The sequence below is a fragment of the Xanthomonas translucens pv. cerealis genome (assembly GCF_006838285.1).
In the GTDB taxonomy this organism is placed as follows: Bacteria; Pseudomonadota; Gammaproteobacteria; order Xanthomonadales; family Xanthomonadaceae; genus Xanthomonas_A; species Xanthomonas_A cerealis.
In genome coordinates this window covers 1,726,966-1,746,220 of the sequence record NZ_CP038228.1, presented here as the reverse complement: position 1 = coordinate 1,746,220, position 19,255 = coordinate 1,726,966, and the positions used below count along the sequence as shown (strand labels likewise).

16 protein-coding genes are annotated in these 19,255 nt (G+C 66.8%); 4 read left to right on the top strand and 12 right to left on the bottom strand.

Features of this window, described 5'->3' with window-relative positions:
* Window positions 1–31: 31 nt before the first annotated feature.
* Together E4A48_RS07715 and E4A48_RS07710 are read right to left on the bottom strand one after the other, a co-directional pair.
* Window positions 32–901 carry a crotonase/enoyl-CoA hydratase family protein gene (locus E4A48_RS07715; protein WP_003465522.1) on the bottom strand — a complete coding sequence of 290 codons (870 nt, stop codon included), beginning with the start codon at window positions 899–901 and terminating at the stop codon, window positions 32–34.
* Window positions 902–1,077: 176 nt separating this feature from the next.
* Window positions 1,078–2,757 (bottom strand): long-chain fatty acid--CoA ligase, encoded by a 1,680-nt coding sequence (locus E4A48_RS07710; RefSeq protein ID WP_053833963.1) that lies wholly within the window; start codon window positions 2,755–2,757, stop codon window positions 1,078–1,080.
* 212 nt (window positions 2,758–2,969) lie between these two features.
* Between E4A48_RS07710 and E4A48_RS20960 the strand changes: the two genes are divergently transcribed.
* Window positions 2,970–3,110, top strand: coding sequence for a hypothetical protein (locus E4A48_RS20960; RefSeq protein WP_260608087.1), 141 nt, complete (start codon window positions 2,970–2,972; stop codon window positions 3,108–3,110).
* A gap of 355 nt (window positions 3,111–3,465) precedes the next feature.
* On the opposite strand, the gene acnA is transcribed toward E4A48_RS20960, so the two are convergent.
* Entirely contained in the window at window positions 3,466–6,234 is a 2,769-nt protein-coding gene (acnA, locus tag E4A48_RS07700; protein ID WP_142742172.1) for an aconitate hydratase AcnA, read from the bottom strand.
* A 148-nt stretch (window positions 6,235–6,382) separates the two neighbouring features.
* Between acnA and E4A48_RS07695 the strand changes: the two genes are divergently transcribed.
* Genes E4A48_RS07695 through acnB form a run of 3 tightly spaced genes read left to right on the top strand, consistent with a single transcriptional unit; the run spans window position 6,383 to window position 9,694 of the window.
* The gene (locus E4A48_RS07695; protein ID WP_003465530.1) at window positions 6,383–6,640 is read left to right on the top strand and encodes an AbrB/MazE/SpoVT family DNA-binding domain-containing protein; all 258 of its coding nucleotides are present in this window, start codon (window positions 6,383–6,385) and stop codon (window positions 6,638–6,640) included.
* Window positions 6,637–7,044: a type II toxin-antitoxin system VapC family toxin gene (locus tag E4A48_RS07690; protein ID WP_039005057.1), complete on the top strand. Its 408-nt coding sequence runs from the start codon at window positions 6,637–6,639 to the stop codon at window positions 7,042–7,044. The genes E4A48_RS07695 and E4A48_RS07690 overlap by 4 nt, the downstream gene beginning before the upstream one ends.
* A gap of 58 nt (window positions 7,045–7,102) precedes the next feature.
* A complete protein-coding gene (acnB, locus tag E4A48_RS07685; protein ID WP_142742171.1) occupies window positions 7,103–9,694 on the top strand; it encodes a bifunctional aconitate hydratase 2/2-methylisocitrate dehydratase in 2,592 nt (863 codons plus the stop codon).
* Between the two features lies 1 nt (window position 9,695).
* Here acnB and E4A48_RS07680 read toward each other — a convergent pair whose 3' ends face one another.
* From E4A48_RS07680 to E4A48_RS20465, 9 genes are all read right to left on the bottom strand, one after another.
* Window positions 9,696–10,025: a hypothetical protein gene (locus tag E4A48_RS07680; protein WP_142742170.1), complete on the bottom strand. Its 330-nt coding sequence runs from the start codon at window positions 10,023–10,025 to the stop codon at window positions 9,696–9,698.
* A gap of 159 nt (window positions 10,026–10,184) precedes the next feature.
* Window positions 10,185–10,409 carry a hypothetical protein gene (locus E4A48_RS07675; RefSeq protein WP_141696986.1) on the bottom strand — a complete coding sequence of 75 codons (225 nt, stop codon included), beginning with the start codon at window positions 10,407–10,409 and terminating at the stop codon, window positions 10,185–10,187.
* Between the two features lie 96 nt (window positions 10,410–10,505).
* A complete protein-coding gene (locus tag E4A48_RS07670) occupies window positions 10,506–13,169 on the bottom strand; it encodes a sensor domain-containing protein (RefSeq protein ID WP_142742169.1) in 2,664 nt (887 codons plus the stop codon).
* Between the two features lie 200 nt (window positions 13,170–13,369).
* Window positions 13,370–14,446 (bottom strand): protein-glutamate methylesterase/protein-glutamine glutaminase, encoded by a 1,077-nt coding sequence (locus E4A48_RS07665; RefSeq protein ID WP_039005063.1) that lies wholly within the window; start codon window positions 14,444–14,446, stop codon window positions 13,370–13,372.
* Window positions 14,443–15,045 carry a chemoreceptor glutamine deamidase CheD gene (gene cheD, locus E4A48_RS07660; protein WP_009601101.1) on the bottom strand — a complete coding sequence of 201 codons (603 nt, stop codon included), beginning with the start codon at window positions 15,043–15,045 and terminating at the stop codon, window positions 14,443–14,445. The genes E4A48_RS07665 and cheD overlap by 4 nt, the downstream gene beginning before the upstream one ends.
* Window positions 15,042–15,908, bottom strand: a complete 867-nt coding sequence (locus tag E4A48_RS07655) for a CheR family methyltransferase (protein WP_142742168.1) — start codon at window positions 15,906–15,908, stop codon at window positions 15,042–15,044. The genes cheD and E4A48_RS07655 overlap by 4 nt, the downstream gene beginning before the upstream one ends.
* 97 nt (window positions 15,909–16,005) lie before the next feature.
* Entirely contained in the window at window positions 16,006–18,267 is a 2,262-nt protein-coding gene (locus tag E4A48_RS07650) for a methyl-accepting chemotaxis protein (RefSeq protein ID WP_142742167.1), read from the bottom strand.
* Window positions 18,268–18,327: 60 nt separating this feature from the next.
* A complete protein-coding gene (locus E4A48_RS07645; RefSeq protein WP_039005066.1) occupies window positions 18,328–18,897 on the bottom strand; it encodes an MCP four helix bundle domain-containing protein in 570 nt (189 codons plus the stop codon).
* Between the two features lie 116 nt (window positions 18,898–19,013).
* A complete protein-coding gene (locus E4A48_RS20465; protein WP_155521876.1) occupies window positions 19,014–19,181 on the bottom strand; it encodes a hypothetical protein in 168 nt (55 codons plus the stop codon).
* Window positions 19,182–19,255 lie beyond the last annotated feature (74 nt).

The following is a 19,255-nucleotide window of genomic DNA, read 5'->3' as shown; positions in this document are numbered from 1 at the left end:
GTCCCCGTGTACCGAGTCGGATGAGTTGTCTTCAAGCCGCGACGCCTTGGGAACGGCGGGTTTGTGCTCTAACCAAACGGTTCATGGTGCGCAATGATCTGTCACCCAGCTGCATGGCTGTGTCGACCCAGACTTCCGTAATCTTCATTAATTCTTCAAGTGAAACAGCACTTGCTAGGCGACGGACCTTATGCATCGCTGCTCGGGCGTGTGGAATACGTTGGTGATCACGAATAATCTGTTGCACTGCCGCCACGCCCTCGCCAGGTGGAACCACAACATCTACTAAACCCATTTGTAGCAACTGTTCGGCAGTGTACAGATTGCCCTCCAGCATAATTTTTTCTGCCAAATGTGCGCTAATCCGCTGGCATAGAAACGAATAGGCTCCCATTCCCGGGAAGAGATCGAACAGGACTTCGGGCAGACCCATTAGCACCCCTTTCTCTGCTACGATGGTATGGCAGCTGAGCGCGGCCTCGAAACCGCCGCCCATAGCATTTCCTTGTACCAGAGCAATGCTGTGAGCCCCTGCATCCAACCCTATGTGAAATGCATGTACTCCGAGCACGCATTCTCGAGCGTAGTGGAGCATGGCATGGCGGTCGCCGCTAAGGATTAACTGGCTGAACAAGCCAAGGTCCCCACCCAGATTGAAGACACTGGCGTCAGAAGCCAGGATTACGTGGGGCAAAAGTTTGTTCTCTCGGTCCAGGCGCTGCTTCAGTTCCTTTTGGCAATGCACGATCTCGTGGACCAACTGCGATGAAAAGCAAGGACGCGCGGTTTCGCAGCCTTGGTTGGCATGCATGTAGATCCAATGCTCGCCTCCAGTGGGCGCGGAGTCGACGCGAAGGGTGGAGTAGGGGCGGGTACGGGGCAGCGTGTCGATCATGCTCATGGCTAGGGCTCTTGGGAGACGCCCACGAAGAAGTGTGGCGCAGTGGGCGAATGCGGGCTCCACCCGATCGATGCTACACCTGGCTCAGTAACATGAATCAATGACGCGCATGCGCTAGATAGACCTACGCCACGCAGCCAGCCGGCGCAGCGAACGCCGGCCTAATTCGGGGATCGCTACGCCTGGTTGTCGCGCAATTCCCGCCGCAGGATCTTGCCGACGTTGGTCTTGGGCAGTTCCTTGCGGAACTCGACGATGCGTGGGTGCTTGTAGCCGGTCAGGTTGGCGCGGGCATGCGCCTTGACGTCCTCGGCGGTGAGGTTGGGGTCCTTCTTGACGATGACCACCTTGACCACTTCGCCGGATTTCTCGTCCGGCACCCCGACCGCGGCCACTTCCAGCACGCCGGGCATCATCGCGATCACGTCCTCGACCTCGTTCGGGTACACGTTGAAGCCGGAGACCAGGATCATGTCCTTCTTGCGGTCGACGATGTAGAAGAAGCCCTGCGGATCCATCCGCGCCATATCGCCGGTGTGCAGCCAGCCGTCGGCATCGATGGCGCCGGCGGTTTCCTCGGGGCGGCGCCAGTAGCCCTTCATCACCTGCGGACCCTGGATGCACAGTTCGCCCACCTCGCCGGTCGCCAGGATCTGGCCCTGGTCGTCCTTGACGCAGGCGTCGGTGGACGGGATGGGTAGGCCGATGGCGCCGTTGTAGTCCTGCAGCGTCAGCGGGTTGATGCAGGCGGCGGGCGAGGTCTCGGTCAGGCCGTAGGCCTCGACCAGGGTCACCCCGGTCACCTGCTTCCAGCGCTCGGCCACGGCGCGCTGCACTGCCATGCCGCCGCCCAGGGTGAACTTCAGCGTCGAGAAATCCACCTTGTCGAAGCCGGGCGTATTGAGCAGGCCGTTGAACAGGGTGTTGACCCCGGTGAAGGCGGTGAAGCGGGTCTTCTGCAACTCCTTGACGAAACCGGGCATGTCGCGCGGATTGCTGATCAGGTGGTTGAGGCCGCCGAGCTTCATGAACACCAGGCCGTTCGCGGTCAGCGCGAAGATGTGGTAGAGCGGCAGCGCGGTGATGATGACTTCCTTGCCTTCCTCCAGTTTGCCGGTCGCCGCGATCCAGGCGCCGGCCTGCAGCATGTTGGCGACCAGATTGCGGTGAGTCAGCATCGCGCCCTTGGCCACCCCGGTGGTGCCGCCGGTGTATTGCAGAAAGGCGATGTCGTCCGGCTCGATGTCCAGTTGCGGCAGCGTATGCCGCCGGCCCAGCGTCAGCGTGTCGCGGAAGCGCACCGCGTTGGGGATGGCGTAATCGGGAACCAGCTTCTTGATGTACTTCAGCACGAAGTTGACCAACGGGCCCTTCGGGAAGCCGAGCATGTCGCCCAGGCCGGTGGTGATGACCTGCTTGAGCTGCGTGTCGGCCAGCACGTCCTGCACGGTCTTGCCGAAGTTGTCGATCACCACGATCGCGCTGGCGCCGGAGTCGACCAGCTGGTGGCGCAGTTCGCGCGGCGTGTACAGCGGGTTGACGTTGACCACGGTCATGCCGGCCAGCAGCACGCCAAAGGTGGCGATCGGGTACTGCAGGCAGTTGGGCATCATCAGCGCAACGCGGTCGCCCTTCTTGAGTTGCAGTTCGCCCAGCAGGTAGGCGGCGAAATGCCTGGCCAGTTCGCCGGCCTCGCGGTAGGTCAGGGTCTTGCCGAAGTTGCAGTAGGCCGGACGGTCGCCGAACTTGGCGACGGAGGTTTCGAAGACGGCGGCGACGGATCGGTATTCATCGACATCGATCTCGGCGGGAATGCTGGCCGGATAACTCTGCAGCCACGGACGTTCCTGACTCATGTACTCCCCCTGGTGTGGAATGCTGCCGCACGCCGACGCAACGCTGCGGCGTGGCGAGTGGCAGCATACCGTTACGCATGGAAAAGGCGAAACCTAGAACAAGTCCGATGCGACAGGCATGGGCGTGGGTATGGGGATGCGCGTTGCTGCTGGTCTTGCCCGGCTGCCAGCGCGATTAGGCGGAACAGCGGCTGCGCTAGGACATCGCCGTCATGCAGCAGGCGCTGGAGGAACATCGCCTGCGCGATGCGATGGCGGTGCTGGCAGACGATTTTGCGGGCGAGTCGGGGGTCGTGCTGCGCTGCACAACCTGTTGCGCGCGCAATTCCTGGTCAATGGCCGGATCGGCATGAGCAACGGGCCACTGTCGATACAACTGCGGGCGACGCCACGCTGCGTTTCGACGCGCGGGTCAGTGGCGGCGATGACGGTCTTGTGCGGGAGCGGATGCAGCGCTAGGCCGTGGTCACCGGCTGGCGCGTGCGCGTGGCCGCTGGCGGTTGCGGCATGGGCAGTGGAGCGCAGCCAATCGCGCCAGCGTCGAAAGGCAAGGGCTCCGTTCTGAAAACGCGGTGCCTTCAATCTATCGGTGTGGCAGCAAAGACCCGGACTTGGAAACGCGATGCCGATGCGCCAGCGGCGTGCACGAACGGCGATGCGTGCCTGCGCGAGCGCGACGGCGCGCGCAGGACACGCGCCGTCGCGACCTCAGGCCGCCTTGCGCGCCGCCAGCTGGCGCAGTACGTACTGCAGCAGGCCGCCGTGCTTGAAGTACTCCACTTCCTTCGGCGTCAGCAGCAGCACCTTGACCTGGAACTGCTTGACGCTGCCGTCGGCCTTCTTCGCATCGACCGTGGCGCGCTTGCTGGCGCCGTCCTGCAATCCGCTGATGTCGAACACCTCCGAACCGTCCAGTCCCAGCGACTGCGCGTTCTCGTTGTCCAGGAACTGCAGCGGCAGCACGCCCATGCCGACCAGGTTGGAGCGGTGGATGCGCTCGAAGCTCTCGGCGATCACCGCCTTGACCCCGAGCAGGTTGGTGCCCTTGGCCGCCCAGTCGCGCGAGGAGCCGGTGCCGTACTCCTTGCCGGCGATCACCACCAACGGCACGCCGTCGGCCTTGTACTGCATCGCCGCGTCGTAGATCGCCAGCTTCTGCCGCTGCGTGCCGTCCGGCCCGCGGTAAAGCGTGTTGCCGCCTTCTTCGCCGCCGAACATCAGGTTCTTGATGCGGATGTTGGCGAAGGTGCCGCGCACCATCACGTCGTCGTTGCCGCGGCGGCTGCCGTAGCTGTTGAAGTCGGCTGGCTGCACGCCGCGTTCCTGCAGGAAGCGGCCCGCCGGCGAGTCCTTTTTGATGTTGCCGGCCGGGGAGATGTGGTCGGTGGTGATCGAGTCGCCGAACAAGCCGAGCACGCGCGCGCCGTGCACGTCGTCGATGCTGCCGACCTGCATGGTCATGCCGTCGAAGTAGGGCGGGTTCTTGATGTAGGTGGACGCCGCGTCCCAGGCGTACAGCTCGCCGTCGGGCGAGGCGATTGCGGCCCAGCGGCTGTCGCCCTTGAACACGTCGGCATAGTTCTGCTTGAACATTTCCGGGCCGACGGTGGCGGCGATGGTGTCGCCGATTTCCTTGTTGCTCGGCCAGATGTCGCGCAGGTACACCGGCTGGCCGTCGCTGCCGGTGCCGAGCGGGTCGCGGCTCAGGTCGATGTCGGTGGTGCCGGCGATGGCGTAGGCGACCACCAGCGGCGGCGAGGCCAGGTAGTTCATCTTCACTTCCGGGTGCACGCGGCCTTCGAAGTTGCGGTTGCCGGACAGCACCGAGGCCACCACCAGATCGTCCTTGGCGATCGCCGCGGACACGTCGTCCGGCAGCGGGCCGGAGTTGCCGATGCAGGTGGTGCAGCCGTAGCCGACCACGTAGAAACCCAGTTGTTCCAGGTCGTCCATGACCCCGGCCTTCTTCAGGTAGTCGGTGACCACCAGCGAACCCGGCCCGAGCGAGGTCTTGACCCACGGCTGCGCCTTCAGGCCCTTGGCCACGGCGTTGCGCGCCAGCAGCCCGGCGCCGAGCATCACCGCCGGATTGGAGGTGTTGGTGCAGGAGGTGATCGCGGCGATCACCACCGAGCCGTCGCGCAGCTGCCAGCCGGCGCCGCTGTCTTCGCCGGTCTCGGCCTGCGAGGCCTTGGCGCCGACCGCGGTGCCGCCGCCGCCTTCGTTCTTGAGCCGATCTTCTTGCTTGAGGTCGCTATGGCGCTTGTGGCGCGCTTCGGCGAAGGGCACCAGGTTGTCGCGGAAATTACGCTGCATGTCTTCCAGCAGTACCCGGTCCTGCGGCCGCTTGGGGCCGGCCAGCGACGGCTTGACCTGGCCCATGTCCAGCTCCAGCGTGGCGCTGTAGGCGGCGTGCGCGGTGTCGGCGTCGTGCCACAGGCCCTGCGCCTTGGCGTAGGCCTCGACCAGCGCGATCTGCTCCTCGCTGCGCCCGGACAGGCGCAGGTAGGTCAGCGATTCGGCATCGACCGGGAAGATGCCGCAGGTGGCGCCGTACTCCGGCGCCATGTTGCCGATGGTGGCGCGGTCGGCCAGCGGCAGGTGCTGCAGGCCCTCGCCGAAGAACTCGACGAACTTGCCGACCACGCCGTGCTTGCGCAGCATCTGCGTCACCGTCAGCACCAGGTCGGTGGCGGTGGCGCCTTCGGGCAGCCTGCCGCTCAGCTTGAAGCCGACCACCTGCGGGATCAGCATCGACGAGGGTTGGCCGAGCATCGCTGCTTCCGCCTCGATGCCGCCCACGCCCCAGCCGAGCACGCCGATGCCGTTGATCATGGTGGTATGGCTGTCGGTGCCGAACACGGTGTCCGGATAGGCGATCGTCTCGCCGTCGTGCTCGCCGGTCATCACCACCCGCGCCAGGTGTTCGAGGTTGACCTGATGCACGATGCCGGTGTTCGGCGGCACCACCTTGAAGTTGTCGAATGCCTTCTGGCCCCAGCGCAGGAAGCCGTAGCGTTCCTTGTTGCGCTGGAATTCGATCTTGCCGTTGAGGTCGAGCGCGTCGGCCTTGCCGAACACGTCCACCTGCACCGAATGGTCGATCACCAGTTCCGAGGGGATCAGCGGATTGATCTGCTCCGGGCGCCCGCCGAGCTTGACCACAGCGTCGCGCATCGCGGCCAGATCGACCACGCACGGCACGCCGGTGAAGTCCTGCAGCACCACCCGCGCCGGCATGAACGCGATCTCGGTGTCGGGCTCCGCCTTGGGATCCCACTTCGCCACCGCTTCGATGTGGTCCTTGCCCACGCTGACGCCGCCATCTTCGTGGCGCAGCAGGTTTTCCAGCAGGATCTTCAGCGAGTAGGGCAGGCGGCCGATGTCGAAGCGCTCGGCGAGCTTGGGCAGGCTGTAATAGGCGTAGCGTTTGCCGTTGACCTCGAGCGAGGCACGGGTGGAAAAGGAATCGCTCATCACGGAACTCCTATGGCGTCGCGGCTGTAGGGACGACGCTCAGTCTGACCGATTCAGTGTGTACGCAGGGTGTGACCGGCGCTGTATGCGAGCTTGAGTATGACGCCTGAAGTATGTAAAATTTGTGCATACCTTATGGAGCCTGCCCATGGAAGCCACCGTCGCCGAGCGCGGTCAGATCACCTTGCCCAAGGCCGTGCGCGACGCGCTGGGCCTGAGCAAGGGCACCATCCTGAAGGTGGAGCTGGACGGCGGCCGCATCATCCTGCGCAAGAGCGTGGACGATGCGATCTCGCGCGCCCGCGGCCGCTTCAAGCTCGACGGCTTCGCCAGCACCGACGAGGCGATGCGCGCGATCCGCGGCCGCGCGCCGGGCGATCCGTTCGAACCCGCCGCCAAGCCATGATCGCGATCGACTCGTCGGTGCTGGTGGACCTGCTGGCCGACGGTCCGCAGGCCGACGCCACCGAAGCCTGCCTGCGCCAGTGCCTGAGCACCGGCCCGGTGGTGGTGTGCGACATCGTGCTGGCCGAGGTGTGCAGCGCGCTGCGCGACGGTGCCGAGGCGCTGTCGGTGCTGGAGGACATGAGCATCCGCTTCAATGCGCTGGAGGCCAAGTCGGCGTTGCGCGCCGGCGAGATGCAGCGTCGTTTCCGTGCTCGCGGCGGCCAGCGCGAGCGGGTGGTGGCCGATTTCCTGATCGGCGCCCACGCGCTGCTGCAATGCGATGGCCTGATCACCCACGATGACGGATTTTTCCGCGACTACTTCAAGGGCCTGAAGATCATCAGGCCCAAGCCGTCCGCCTGACGCCGCCATTCGTTTCCCGCTTACCGCTCACCCCTACCGAAATTTCCGGAGAACCCGCATGTTGGAAGCCTATCGCCACCACGTCGCAGAGCGCGCCGCGCTCGGTATCCCGCCGCTGCCGCTGAGCGCGCAGCAGACCGCCGAGGTCGTCGAGCTGCTGAAGCACCCGCCCGCTGGCGAAGAGTCGTTCCTGGTCGAGCTGCTGAGCCAGCGCGTGCCGGCCGGCGTCGACGACGCGGCCAAGGTCAAGGCCTCCTACCTGGCCGCGCTCGCCTTCGGCAGCGAGCAGTGCGCGCTGATCTCGCCCACGCGCGCCACCGAACTGCTCGGCACCATGCTCGGCGGCTACAACATCCATCCGCTGATCGAGCTGCTGGACAACGCCGAGCTCGGCGCGGTCGCCGCCGAAGGACTCAAGCACACGCTGCTGATCTTCGATGCGTTCCACGACGTGCAGGAAAAGGCCGAAGCCGGCAATGCGCACGCCAAGGCGGTGCTGCAGAGCTGGGCCGACGCGGAGTGGTTCACCAGCAAGCCGGAAGTGCCGCAGAGCCTTACCGTCAGCGTGTTCAAGGTGCCGGGCGAGACCAACACCGACGACCTGTCGCCGGCGCCTGACGCGACCACGCGCCCTGACATCCCGCTGCACGCGTTGGCGATGCTGAAGAACAAGCGCGACGGTGCGGCGTTCGTGCCGGAAGAGGACGGCAAGCGCGGCCCGATCCAGGCGATCGCCGATCTCAAGGCCAAGGGCCACCTGGTCGCCTATGTCGGCGACGTGGTCGGCACCGGGTCCTCGCGCAAGTCGGCGACCAACTCGGTGCTGTGGTGGACCGGCGAAGATATTCCGTTCATCCCCAACAAGCGCTTCGGCGGCGTGTGCCTGGGTTCGAAGATCGCGCCGATCTTCTACAACACCATGGAAGACGCCGGTGCGCTGCCGATCGAGCTGGACGTGTCGCAGATGGAGCACGGCGACGTCGTCGAGCTGCGCCCGTACGACGGCAAAGCGCTGAAGAACGGGCAGGTGATCGCCGAGTTCGCGATGAAGTCGGACGTGCTGTTCGACGAAGTGCGCGCCGGCGGCCGCATCCCGCTGATCGTCGGCCGCGGCCTGACCGCCAAGGCGCGCGAGTTCCTCGGCCTGCCGGCCTCTGACCTGTTCCGCCTGCCGATGGTGCCGCCGGATACCGGCAAGGGCTTCTCGCTGGCGCAGAAGATGGTCGGCCGCGCCTGCGGTTTGCCGGAAGGCGAAGGCATGCGTCCGGGCACCTATTGCGAGCCGAAGATGACCTCGGTGGGCTCGCAGGACACCACCGGGCCGATGACCCGCGACGAGCTGAAGGACCTGGCCTGCCTAGGCTTCTCCGCCGACCTGGTGATGCAGTCGTTCTGCCACACCGCCGCCTATCCGAAGCCGGTGGACGTCAAGACCCACCACAGCCTGCCGGAGTTCATTTCCACCCGCGGCGGCGTGTCGCTGCGTCCGGGCGACGGCGTGATCCACAGCTGGCTCAACCGCATGCTGCTGCCCGACACGGTTGGCACCGGCGGCGACTCGCACACCCGCTTCCCGATCGGCATCTCGTTCCCGGCCGGCTCCGGCCTGGTTGCGTTCGCCGCCGCCACCGGGGTCATGCCGCTGGACATGCCGGAGAGCGTGCTGGTGCGCTTCAAAGGCGAGATGCAGCCGGGCGTGACCCTGCGCGACCTGGTCAACGCGATCCCGCTGTACGCGATCAAGGACGGTCTGCTGACCGTGGCCAAGCAGGGCAAGAAGAACATCTTCTCCGGCCGCATTCTCGAAATCGAAGGCTTGCCGCACCTGAAGGTGGAGCAGGCGTTCGAGCTGTCCGACGCCTCGGCCGAGCGCTCTGCCGCCGGTTGCTCGGTGCGTCTGGACAAGGCGCCGATCATCGAATACCTGACCAGCAACATCACCCTGCTGCGCTGGATGATCGCCGAGGGCTACGCCGATGCGCGCACCCTGGGCCGGCGCATCAAGAAGATGGAAGAGTGGCTGGCCGATCCGCAGCTGCTCGAGCCGGACGCCGATGCCGAGTACGCCGCGGTGATCGAGATCGACCTGGCCGACATCCACGAGCCGATCGTGGCCTGCCCGAACGATCCGGACGACGTCAAGACGCTGTCCGAGGTCGCCGGCGCGGCGATCGACGAAGTGTTCATCGGGTCGTGCATGACCAACATCGGCCACTTCCGCGCCGCGGCCAAGCTGCTGGAAGGCAAGCGCGACATTCCGACCCGGCTGTGGGTCGCGCCGCCAACCAAGATGGACGCCTCCGAGCTGACCAAGGAAGGCCACTACGGCACCTTCGGCGCAGCCGGCGCGCGCATGGAAATGCCAGGCTGCTCGCTGTGCATGGGCAACCAGGCGCAGGCGCGCGAAGGCGCCACGGTGTTCTCCACCTCCACCCGCAACTTCCCCAACCGCCTGGGCCGTAACACCAACGTGTACCTGGGCTCGGCGGAACTGGCGGCGATCTGCTCGCGCCTGGGCCGCATCCCGACCAAGGACGAGTACATGGCCGACGTGGGCGTGATCAAGACCAGCGGCGAGCAGATCTACCGCTACATGAACTTCGATCGGATCCAGGAATACCAGGACGTGGCCGATACGGTTTCCGCCTGATTCAAGGCGGTTCGATGTGCTGTCGTTCCATGGCGGCAACGCGAAGTGCAGGCTGCCTCAGGTTGATCGCGGTGAAGCCCACTTCGATGTCGTGGCTGTGCGGCGGCAGGTGTAGCTCGGCGGTCAGCGGCACGCTGTGGCCGCCGACGTCGAGCGACTGGATCCGCACCGGCGGCGCCTGCGCGCGGCGCAGGCCGAGCGCGAGCGGATCGATCTGCGCGAAGCCGGAGATCAGCGGGAAGCACAGTGTGCCGTCGGCATCGCGCAGGCATGCCGGCTGGCCACCGCCGTTGGTTAGCGCATCACGCCTTCGCGCTTGACGGCCGACCACAGCCGCCTTGCTGCACCGGCTGGCTCAGGCTGACGCTGCCGGGCAAGCCGGGCAAGCCGGGCAGGCGCTGCGGCGTGCCGTTCGCGCCGCCGGCGCCGACCGCAATGGCGTACACCCCGCGTGGCCGCTGGCGACCAGCAGCGTGTGCTTGGCGCTGCGCTACAGGGCGCGGATCGGCAACTGGTCCGGCCATTGCGCGATCAGCCGCAGCGCGTGGCTGCGGCAGGCGTCGCTGTCGCGCGTCGGGCGGCAGAGAGCCGGCGCGGCCATCGACGGTGCCGATCCACAGTGGTGGGTGGAGAAGCGGCGCACGCCCTCGGGATAGGCAAGCGGCAGCGTCTGCGCGGCGAGCGCAGCACTGGCGGATAACAGCAGCAGCGACAACAGGAAACGGATCGGCATTGCCTGACAGGGGGTGAAAATGTGCCGCGCATCAGGCAATAATTGTGCCGCGATCGGCTCGCGGATGGATGACGCGCTCTAACCGATGGGTGGCGCGGCCCTTGGTTTCGCGCCGCGGGAACCGGGCGGCGTTGCACGATCCGTGTCGGCCAGGCGCGCGTCCAGCCAGCGTTCCAGCTGGATGGCCGGCAACGCCGGCGCGAACAGGAAGCCCTGCAGCACGTCGCAGCCCAGCCATGACAGGAAGGCGCGTTGCGCCTCGGTTTCCACGCCCTCGGCGACGGTGTGCAGGTGCAGGCTCTCGCCGATGCGCAGTACCGAAGTGGTCAATGCGCGCGCGGTCTCGCTGTGTTCCAGGTCGCGCACGAAGCTCATGTCCAGCTTGAGTTCGTTGACCGGCAGCTGGTGCAGATGGCTGAGGCTGGAATAGCCTGTTCCGAAATCGTCCAGCGACAGGCGCACGCCGCTGGCCTGCAATTGACGCAGATTGGCCAGCACCGCCGGTGCGTTGGACAGCATGACGCTCTCGGTCATCTCCAGTGCCAGGTCGCTGGGCAGCAACCCATGCGTGCTCAGCATCTGCGCCACGCGCGCGGGCAGCTGCGCGTCGGCGAAGTTGCTGGCCGACAGGTTGACCGCCACGCGCGGCACCGGCACCCCACGCAGGCGCCAATCGGCCATCTGCCGGCAGGCCTGGCGCAGCGCCCAATGTCCCAGTTCGTCGATCAGCCCGCATTCCTCGGCCATCGGCACGAAGCGTGCCGGCGAGATGTCGCCCAGATGCGGGTGCTGCCAGCGCAGCAGCGCTTCCACGCCGTACAGCGCGCAGGGCGGCTGGCTGTGCAGCTGCGGCTGGTAGTGAAGTTGCAGCTGATCGCGGCGCAACGCTTCGCGCAGCGCGGCCTCCAGCGCCACGCGTTCCTGCGCCATGCGGTTCATGTCGGCGCTGAAGAAGCGGAAACTGCCGCCGCCTTCGTTCTTGGCCCGGTACATGGCCAGGTCGGCGTGGCGCAGCAGGGTTTCGATGTCGCGCCCGTCGTCGGGGAACATTGCCACGCCGATGCTGGCGCCCGGGTGCAGGGTCACGTTCCCCACCACCACCGGCTCGGCCAGCGCCAACAGCAGGCGCTCGGCCACCCCGGCCGCCTGCTCGGCACCGCACTGCGGCAGCATCAGCACGAACTCGTCGCCGGCCTGGCGGCCGATCAGGTCGGTCGCGCTCAAGGTTTCGCCAAGGCGTCGCGCGATGTCGCGCAGCAGGCTGTCGCCAGCGGCATGGCCCTGGGTCTCATTGACGCGCTTGAAGCGGTCGATGTCGACGAACAGGATCGCCACCGGAAACGCGTGGTATTCGGCGGCGGCCAGCGCCTGTTCGGCGCGAGCGCTGAACATCACCCGGTTGGGCAGGTCGGTCAGCGCATCGTAGAACGCCAGCTGGTGCACACGCGCCTTGGTCTGCTCGCGCTCCAGCGCCAGCGCACATAGGTGCAGGCACAGCTCGATCAGCCGCAGGTGCCAGGCTTGCGGTTCGCAGCGGTCGCGGTAATACAGCGCGAAACTGCCGAGCACGCGCCCGCCGCTGGACGTGATCGGGCTGGCCACGCAGCTGCCCAGGTCGAGTTGCTGCACCAGCGCGCGGTAATCGGCGAACAGCGGATCGGTGGCGGTATCGCGCACCAGCACCTGCTTGCCACGCCAGATCGCCGCGCCGCAGGCGCCGGAGGCGGGGCCCACGCGCATGGATTCGACCACGGCGTTGAACGCGGTCGGCAGGCTCGGCGAGGCCAGCGGGTGCAGCCGGCCATTGCCATCGACGCTGATGATCGAGGCCACCACCTGCGGGGCGATGCGCTCGACCTCGCTGCAGATCAGGGTCGCCACGTCGACCAGCGGCTGTTCGCGGACCAGCGCGTCGAGCACGTTCTTGTGCAGGATCTCGTGCATCTTGCTCTGGGTGATGTCGGTGAACGACAGCACGTAATGCTGGATGCCGCCGTCCGCGTCGGCGATCGGATTGGCCACGATCGTTGTCCACAGCGGCGAGCCGTCCTTGCGGTAGACCAGCAGGTCGGTCTGGTGGCCCAGGCCGCTGACCACGCGCTCGCGGGCCTGCACGATCATCTGCATGTCGGTGCCGGCGCCGTTCAGCACGCTGCTCGGCAGCAGCCCGCGCACGTCGGCGGCGGCATGGCCGAACATGTGCACGAAACCGGCGTTGACATAGAGAATGGCCAGTTGCGGGTCGCACACCACGATGGCGTTGTCGCTGCGATCCAGCGCCAGCGACAGCAGCCGCATCCTGGCGTCGCGCTCGCGTTCGGCACTGATGTCGCGCACGAACACCACGTACAGCGGCGCAGATTCCTGCGGCACCGTGGCCGCGCTCACCGCCACCCAGCGCTGCACGCCGTCGGTGCCGGGCAACTGCAGTTCGTAGCTGTCGCCGGGGGCGCCCGAACCGTGCTGCATGCATCTGGCCAGGAACGCTGCGCGCGCATTCTCCGGCACCAGTTCGCCGAGCGGACGCCCCAGCACCTGCGCCTGCGGTAACCCCCACAGCGCTTCGGCGGTCTGGTTGAAGGCCAGGATGTGTGCGTCCGCGTCGATCACCACCACGCCGTCGGGTGCCTGCTGCAGACAGCTCAGCAGTGCCTGCTCGGGCGCTTGCAGCTTGCGCAGCACTGTCGCTGCGACACTGCCGGCGCCGGGCGCGATCGGTTTGCTGGCGCGCTGGCGCGGCACGGCCTAGGGTCCGGCAACGCGATGGCGGCAGGCTGCATGGCCGTGTCGGACAGCACGCACGGTAAGCCGGCGCGCCGCGCCCTGGTGCGTGCGCAATGGCGTCATCACTCGCTCGCTAATCGACATATCGTTCCCCGTTGTTGCTTGCCGCGCACGTGCCCAAGCACGGCGCGACGTCTCCCGATTGCGTCGCACAGCCCCTAGCGGGCCTGGTTGGACAACGCGATCAGACGCTCGGCGATCCTGTCCAGCGGCAACACTTCCTGTGCGGCGCCCAGCCGGAATGCGCTGCCGGGCATGCCCCAGACTACGCTCGTCGCCTCGTCCTGTACCAGCGTGCTGGCGCCGGCCTGCAACATTTCCAGCAGGCCGCGTGCGCCGTCGTCGCCCATACCGGTCAGTACTGCGCCGATCGCGTTGGCGCCGGCGTTGCGCGCCACCGACTGGAACAGCACGTCCACCGCCGGCTTGTGCCGGTTGACCGGCGGGCCGTCGTCGATCTTGCAGCGCCAGCGCGCACCGTCGCGGACCACCTGCAGGTGCTTGCCGCCGGGCGGCAGGTAGGCGTGTCCTGGCAGGATCGCTTCGCCTTCGCTGGCTTCGCGCACCGCCATCGCCGAGTGCCGGTTGAGGCGGTCGGCGAAGGCGGTGCTGAAGCCGGCGGGCAGGTGCTGGGTCATCACCACCGCCGGCGCATCGGCGGGCATGCCCTCCAGCACCACCCGCAGCGCCTCGGTGCCGCCGGCGGAGGCGCCGATCGCGATCAGCCGGTCGGTGGTGCGGAACTTCAGCGTGGACACCGCGCTGGGCGCCGCCACGGCGTTGCCGGCAGGCCGCGCCGCGGCCGGACGGTCGAGTGCGCGGACCTTGGCCTTGGCCGCCGCCTTGACCTTGCCGATGATTTCCTCTGCGTACTCCTCCAGGCCGCGCGCCACGTCGAGCTTGGGCTTGGAGATGAAATCGACCGCGCCCAGCGCCAGTGCCTGCAGCGTGGTGTCGGCGCCGCGCTCGGTCAGCGAGGAGATCATCACCACCGGCGTGGGCCGTAGCCGCATCAGGTTTTCCAGGAACGCCAGGCCGTCCATGCGCGGCATTTCCACGTCCAGGGTGATCACGTCCGGATTGAGCCGTTTGATCTTCTCGCGCGCCAGGATCGGATCGGCGGCCGAGCCGACCACCTCGATGCCAGGCGCGCGCGACAGGATTTCGGTCAACATCTGCCGCACGACCGCCGAATCGTCGACGATCAGCACGCGGCAGGGAATTTCTGAGGTCATTCGAACAACTCCACGGCGCCCGTGACCGGCGCTTTGGCGAGGCGGGCACGCACCGCCGATTCGGCGGCGGCGACTTCGGCTTCTTCGTGCGCATGCGGCAGGCGCTGCACGACCACGCGGCCGGTGGTGGGGAAGAACCAGATCTTGCGCGGATGGATGCCGCGCAGGTCCTCGGCCACCACCGGGATCTGCTCGGCCTTCAGATACTGCAACACGAACTCGGCGTTGCGGGTACCGACCGGGTTGTTGGTGAAACCCTTGAGCACGTTGCCGCCGCCGAATACTTTGGCTTCCAGGCGGCTGCGGCTGGCGCCGCGCTTGAGCAGGTCGTTGATCAGCACTTCCATCGCATAGCTGCCGTAGCGCGCCGGTGCGCCGTCGCCGGCCTGGCCGTCGGGCAGCATGAAGTGGTTCATGCCGCCGATCTTCAGCAGCGGGTCGCGGATGCAGGCGGCCACGCAGGAGCCGAGGATGGTGGTCAGCGCGGTGTCGTCGTCCACCACCAGGTACTGGGTCGGCAACAGCTTGGCCGCTATGGTCTGGAAGCGGGTGTCGTGGTAGCGCATCACCTGATCCGCGACCATCGTGGCGGCTCTCATGCGCGTGCCTTGGCGGCGCGACGGTACAGGGTGCGACCGCAGGGCTTGATCAGGTCGGCCGCATGCAGGTAGTTCTCCGAATGGCCGGTGTAGAGCATGCCTTCTTCGTCCAGGTGCGGGATCAGCCGCGACAGGATGCCACGTTGGGTCGGCTTGTCGAAATAGATCATCACGTTGCGGCAGAACAGCGCCATGTACGGGCCGCTGACGTCGTAGCGCGGTTCCAGCAGGTTCAACTGGCGGAATTCGAGCAGCTCGCGAAGCGCCGGCACCACCCGGCACTGGCCTTCGTTGGCGCCGCTGCCGCGTTGGAAGTATTTGCGCTTCAACGCCGGGTCCAGGCTGGCGATGCGATCGACCGAGTATACGCCGCGTGAGGCGGTCGCCAGCACTTGCGTGTCCACGTCGGTGGCCAGGATCCGCACCGGCGGGGTCAGCGTGCCGAACGCCTCGCAGACGGTGATCGCCAGCGAATAGGGTTCCTCGCCGGTGGAGGCGGCGCACGACCAGATCTTCAGCGGCGCCGAGCTGGCATGCTTCTGCAGCTCCTCGCGCAGGCGCTCGAAGTGGTGCGGCTCGCGGAAGAACGAGGTCAGGTTGGTGGTCAGCGCATTGGTGAACGCTTCCCACTCGTCGCCGCCATCGCGCTCCAGCCAGTCCAGATAGTCGCGGAACGAGCGCAGGCCGAGCGTGCGCAGGCGCCGCGACAGGCGGCCGTAGACCATGTCGCGCTTGGCCGGTGCCAGGGCGATGCCCGCCTTCTGGTAGATCAGGTCGCAGACCCGTTTGAAATCGCGATCGCTGAAGTCGAAGTCGCGATTGTCGGAACCGGGATGGGGCAGGGAAGACGTTGGAGTGGCCATGGCTCGCAGCGGTAATCGGTCTATCGGGTTATCGGCCGGAGCCGAGCGAAGTTGATGCCGGAACAAGACGCCGCCTGTGCCGCCGCCGCTGCCGCGCTCAGAATTCCTGATCTTGGTCTTCGCCGGCAGCCGTACGCGCGCTGCCCGCTGCGCTGCGCATGCGCGCTGGCGGCCGCGCGGCGGCTACCGCCGGTCGCGCCCTGGCCTGACCATGCGGGCGCGGTGCGGCGGCAGGCGCGGCGTGTCCTGCCGGCGTGTCACCGTGCGGGTCCAGCTTGAACTCGGCGACGGTGGCGCTGAGCTGGCCGGCCTGGGTCTGCAGCGTGCGCGCGGCGGCGGTGGCTTCCTCGACCAGTGCTGCGTTCTGCTGGGTGGCCTCGTCCATCCGGCTGATGGTCTGGTTGACCTGCTCGATGCCCGACGACTGCTCCTGCGAGGCGGCGGAAATCTCGCCCATGATGTCGGTGGCGCGCTGCACCGAGGACACGATCTCCTGCATGGTGCGGCCGGCTTGATCGACCAGCGCCGAACCTTCGGCGACGCGGGTGACCGAGTCGTCGATCAGCTGCTTGATCTCCTTGGCCGCGCCGGCCGAGCGCTGGGCGAGGGTGCGCACCTCGCTGGCGACCACGGCGAAACCGCGGCCCTGCTCGCCGGCGCGGGCGGCTTCCACTGCCGCATTCAAGGCCAGGATGTTGGTCTGGAAGGCGATGCCGTCGATCACCGAAATGATGTCGGCGATCTTCTTCGAAGAGATCTCGATGCCGCTCATCGTGCGCACCACCTGGCTCACCACCTCGCCGCCCTGAGAGGCGACTGCGGCGGCACCGACCGCGAGCTGGTTGGCCTGGCGCGCATGCTCGGCGTTCTGCCTGACCGTGGCAGTCAGCTCATCCATCGACGTGGCGGTCTGTTGCAGGCTGGCGGCCTGCTGTTCGGGGCGTCGCGACAGGTCCTCGTTGCCGGTGGCGATCTCCGAAGAGGCGACGTTCATGCTGGCCGCCGCGGTCTGGATGCGGCCGACGATGCCGGCCAGCTGTTCGGCGGTAGCGTTGGCGTCGTCGCGCATCCGGGCGAACACGCCATTGAACTCGCCGTGCATGCGCACGCTCAGATCGCCGGCGGCGATGGCCTGCAGCAGTTGCGACAGCTCGCCCAGGGTCAGGTCGCTGACCTGCATCATCGCATTGAGGTTCTGCACCATCGTGCGGAAGTCGTACTGAAACCGCTCGGCATCGCCGCGCGCGCTGAAGTCGCCGGCCGCGGCGGCTTCGGCCAGTTGCTTGATCTGCACGTTCAGCGCCGTCAGGTTGGCCTTGGCGGTGTCCATCGTCTCGGTCAGCACCGCTTTCTCGCCGGGCAGGCGCTCCATGTCTTCGCTCAGGTCGCCGACCGCATAGCGCTGGATGATCTGCACCAGGCGCAACTTCACCGCCACGTGCGCGGCGACCAGGTCGTTGCTGGCCTTGACCATGTGGCCGTAGTCGCCGGGGAAGGCGGTCGCGTCCATGCGATAGCTGATCGTGCCCTGCTCGTGGCGTTGCGCCATCTGGTTCTGCGCGTCGATCACCGCGCGGATGCGGCCGCGCATGTCCAGCATGTCGCCCATCAGCTGGCCGATCTCGTCGCTGGAACGGGGACGCACCGCACTGTCCAGCTCGCCGCGGGCGATGGCCTGCGACAGCTGCCGTGCCGCATCGAGCTGCCGCGCGATGCCGCGCGAAATCAGCCAGCCGATGCTGGACGCAGCGGCGATGGCCAGCACCAGCAGGCTCAGGATCAGCAGCTTGGTGCGCGACAGCTGCGCATTGATGATGTCCATTTCCTGGTTCAGCTGGGCAACGTTGTAGTCGGTCAGCGCCACGATCCGTTCGAACAGTGCGCGCCGCTGCGGCCGCGACTGCTTGTCGGAGATGGCCTGCGCAGCGGCGACGTCGCCGGCCCGCAGCGCATCGCCCATCGCGGCGTTGCTCCGCAGGTAAGCGTCCAGTCTTTCCCTGACCCCGGCATACATCTGCCGCTGCGTCTGTTCCAGCATCACCCGTTCGATGATCGCCTGATTCTTCGCCACTTCTGTGCGCGCCTTCTGCATGCGCTTGAAGTAGTCGGCCATCGCTTCCGGATCGTCGGCGCGCGCAATCTGCGCCAGTTCGTAGGTGCGGAACTCGCCAAGCTGCGCGCGGACTTCGGCCAGCGCCTGCGTGGCCGGCACCCAATCCAGTTCGATGCGCTTGAGCTCGGCCATCGCCAGGGTAGTGCGCGAATAAGTGAACACGCCTATGACCAAGGTCAACAGCGTGGTCATGGCGAATGCGAAGATCAGCTTGTCGCGGATTTTCAGCTGTTTGAGCAGGTGCATTGACGGTTCCGTGCAGCAGATCGGTCGAAGACGGTGGCGATGCGGTGCGGTGCGTCGGGGCTAGCGGGGGGCGTAGATGAGCACGTCGGCTTCCGCATGCGGCGCGTGGCGGGCGTTGATGCGGCTCAGTTCCTCCAGGTCGGCGAACAGGGCGCGGCGCTGCGGCAGCGCCTGTTGCGTTGACAGCTGGTTGGCGCGTTCGTGATCGCCGGCATGCACCGCCGCGCCGATCTGCCGGTGCAACTTCAGGTAGGCATCGAGTTCGGCCTGGATCGTGGCGAAGCGTTGGCGTTCTTCGCCGCTCGGCATGGTGGCGATGTACAGCGCCACCTGCTTGTGTGCGCCGCGCAGCGATTGCTCGATACGCTGGTCGTAGTCGGCCACCTCCGCCGCATTGCCCGTGGCGGCGATCAGCGACAGTTGATACAGGCGCAATTCCGCCAGTTGCGCACGCAGCTCGCATAAGGCCATGGCCGCTGGCGCTTGCCGGGTCTGCAACTGCTGCAGGTGCTCGCGCGAGTCGTCGAGGTTGCGGGTACCCAGATACCCCACCGCGACTACCGTGGCGCAGCCGAGCACGCATAGCAGCGCAGCGAGCAGGGACGATTTCAGATCGGTCTGGCGTGGCATCTCAGGCTCCGAAGCGGCGGCGATGACGAGGGCAGTGGCAGGCTGCATTCACGCATCGTTAATCGGGTATCGACTGCGGCCCCTGGCGCTTGAGTTCGCCATTACATGGCACCCGGTCAACTGTGATGCAGTTCGGATTCGTTGGATTCGTTGGATTCGATGGCCTGCTCGCGGCGCTGCACTCGGAACTTCGCCCAGTCCGTTTCGGTCATTGCCACGCGCGTGCCTGCCGCCTGGTTGAGACCAAGCGCGCGTTGGTCCCGACCGAACGGCGCGACGCGCATCGCGTGTTGCTTCCGGCAAAAAAATCCCCGGCGCGTGGCCGGGGATCGGGAACTGCATGAACGCCGCGATTGCC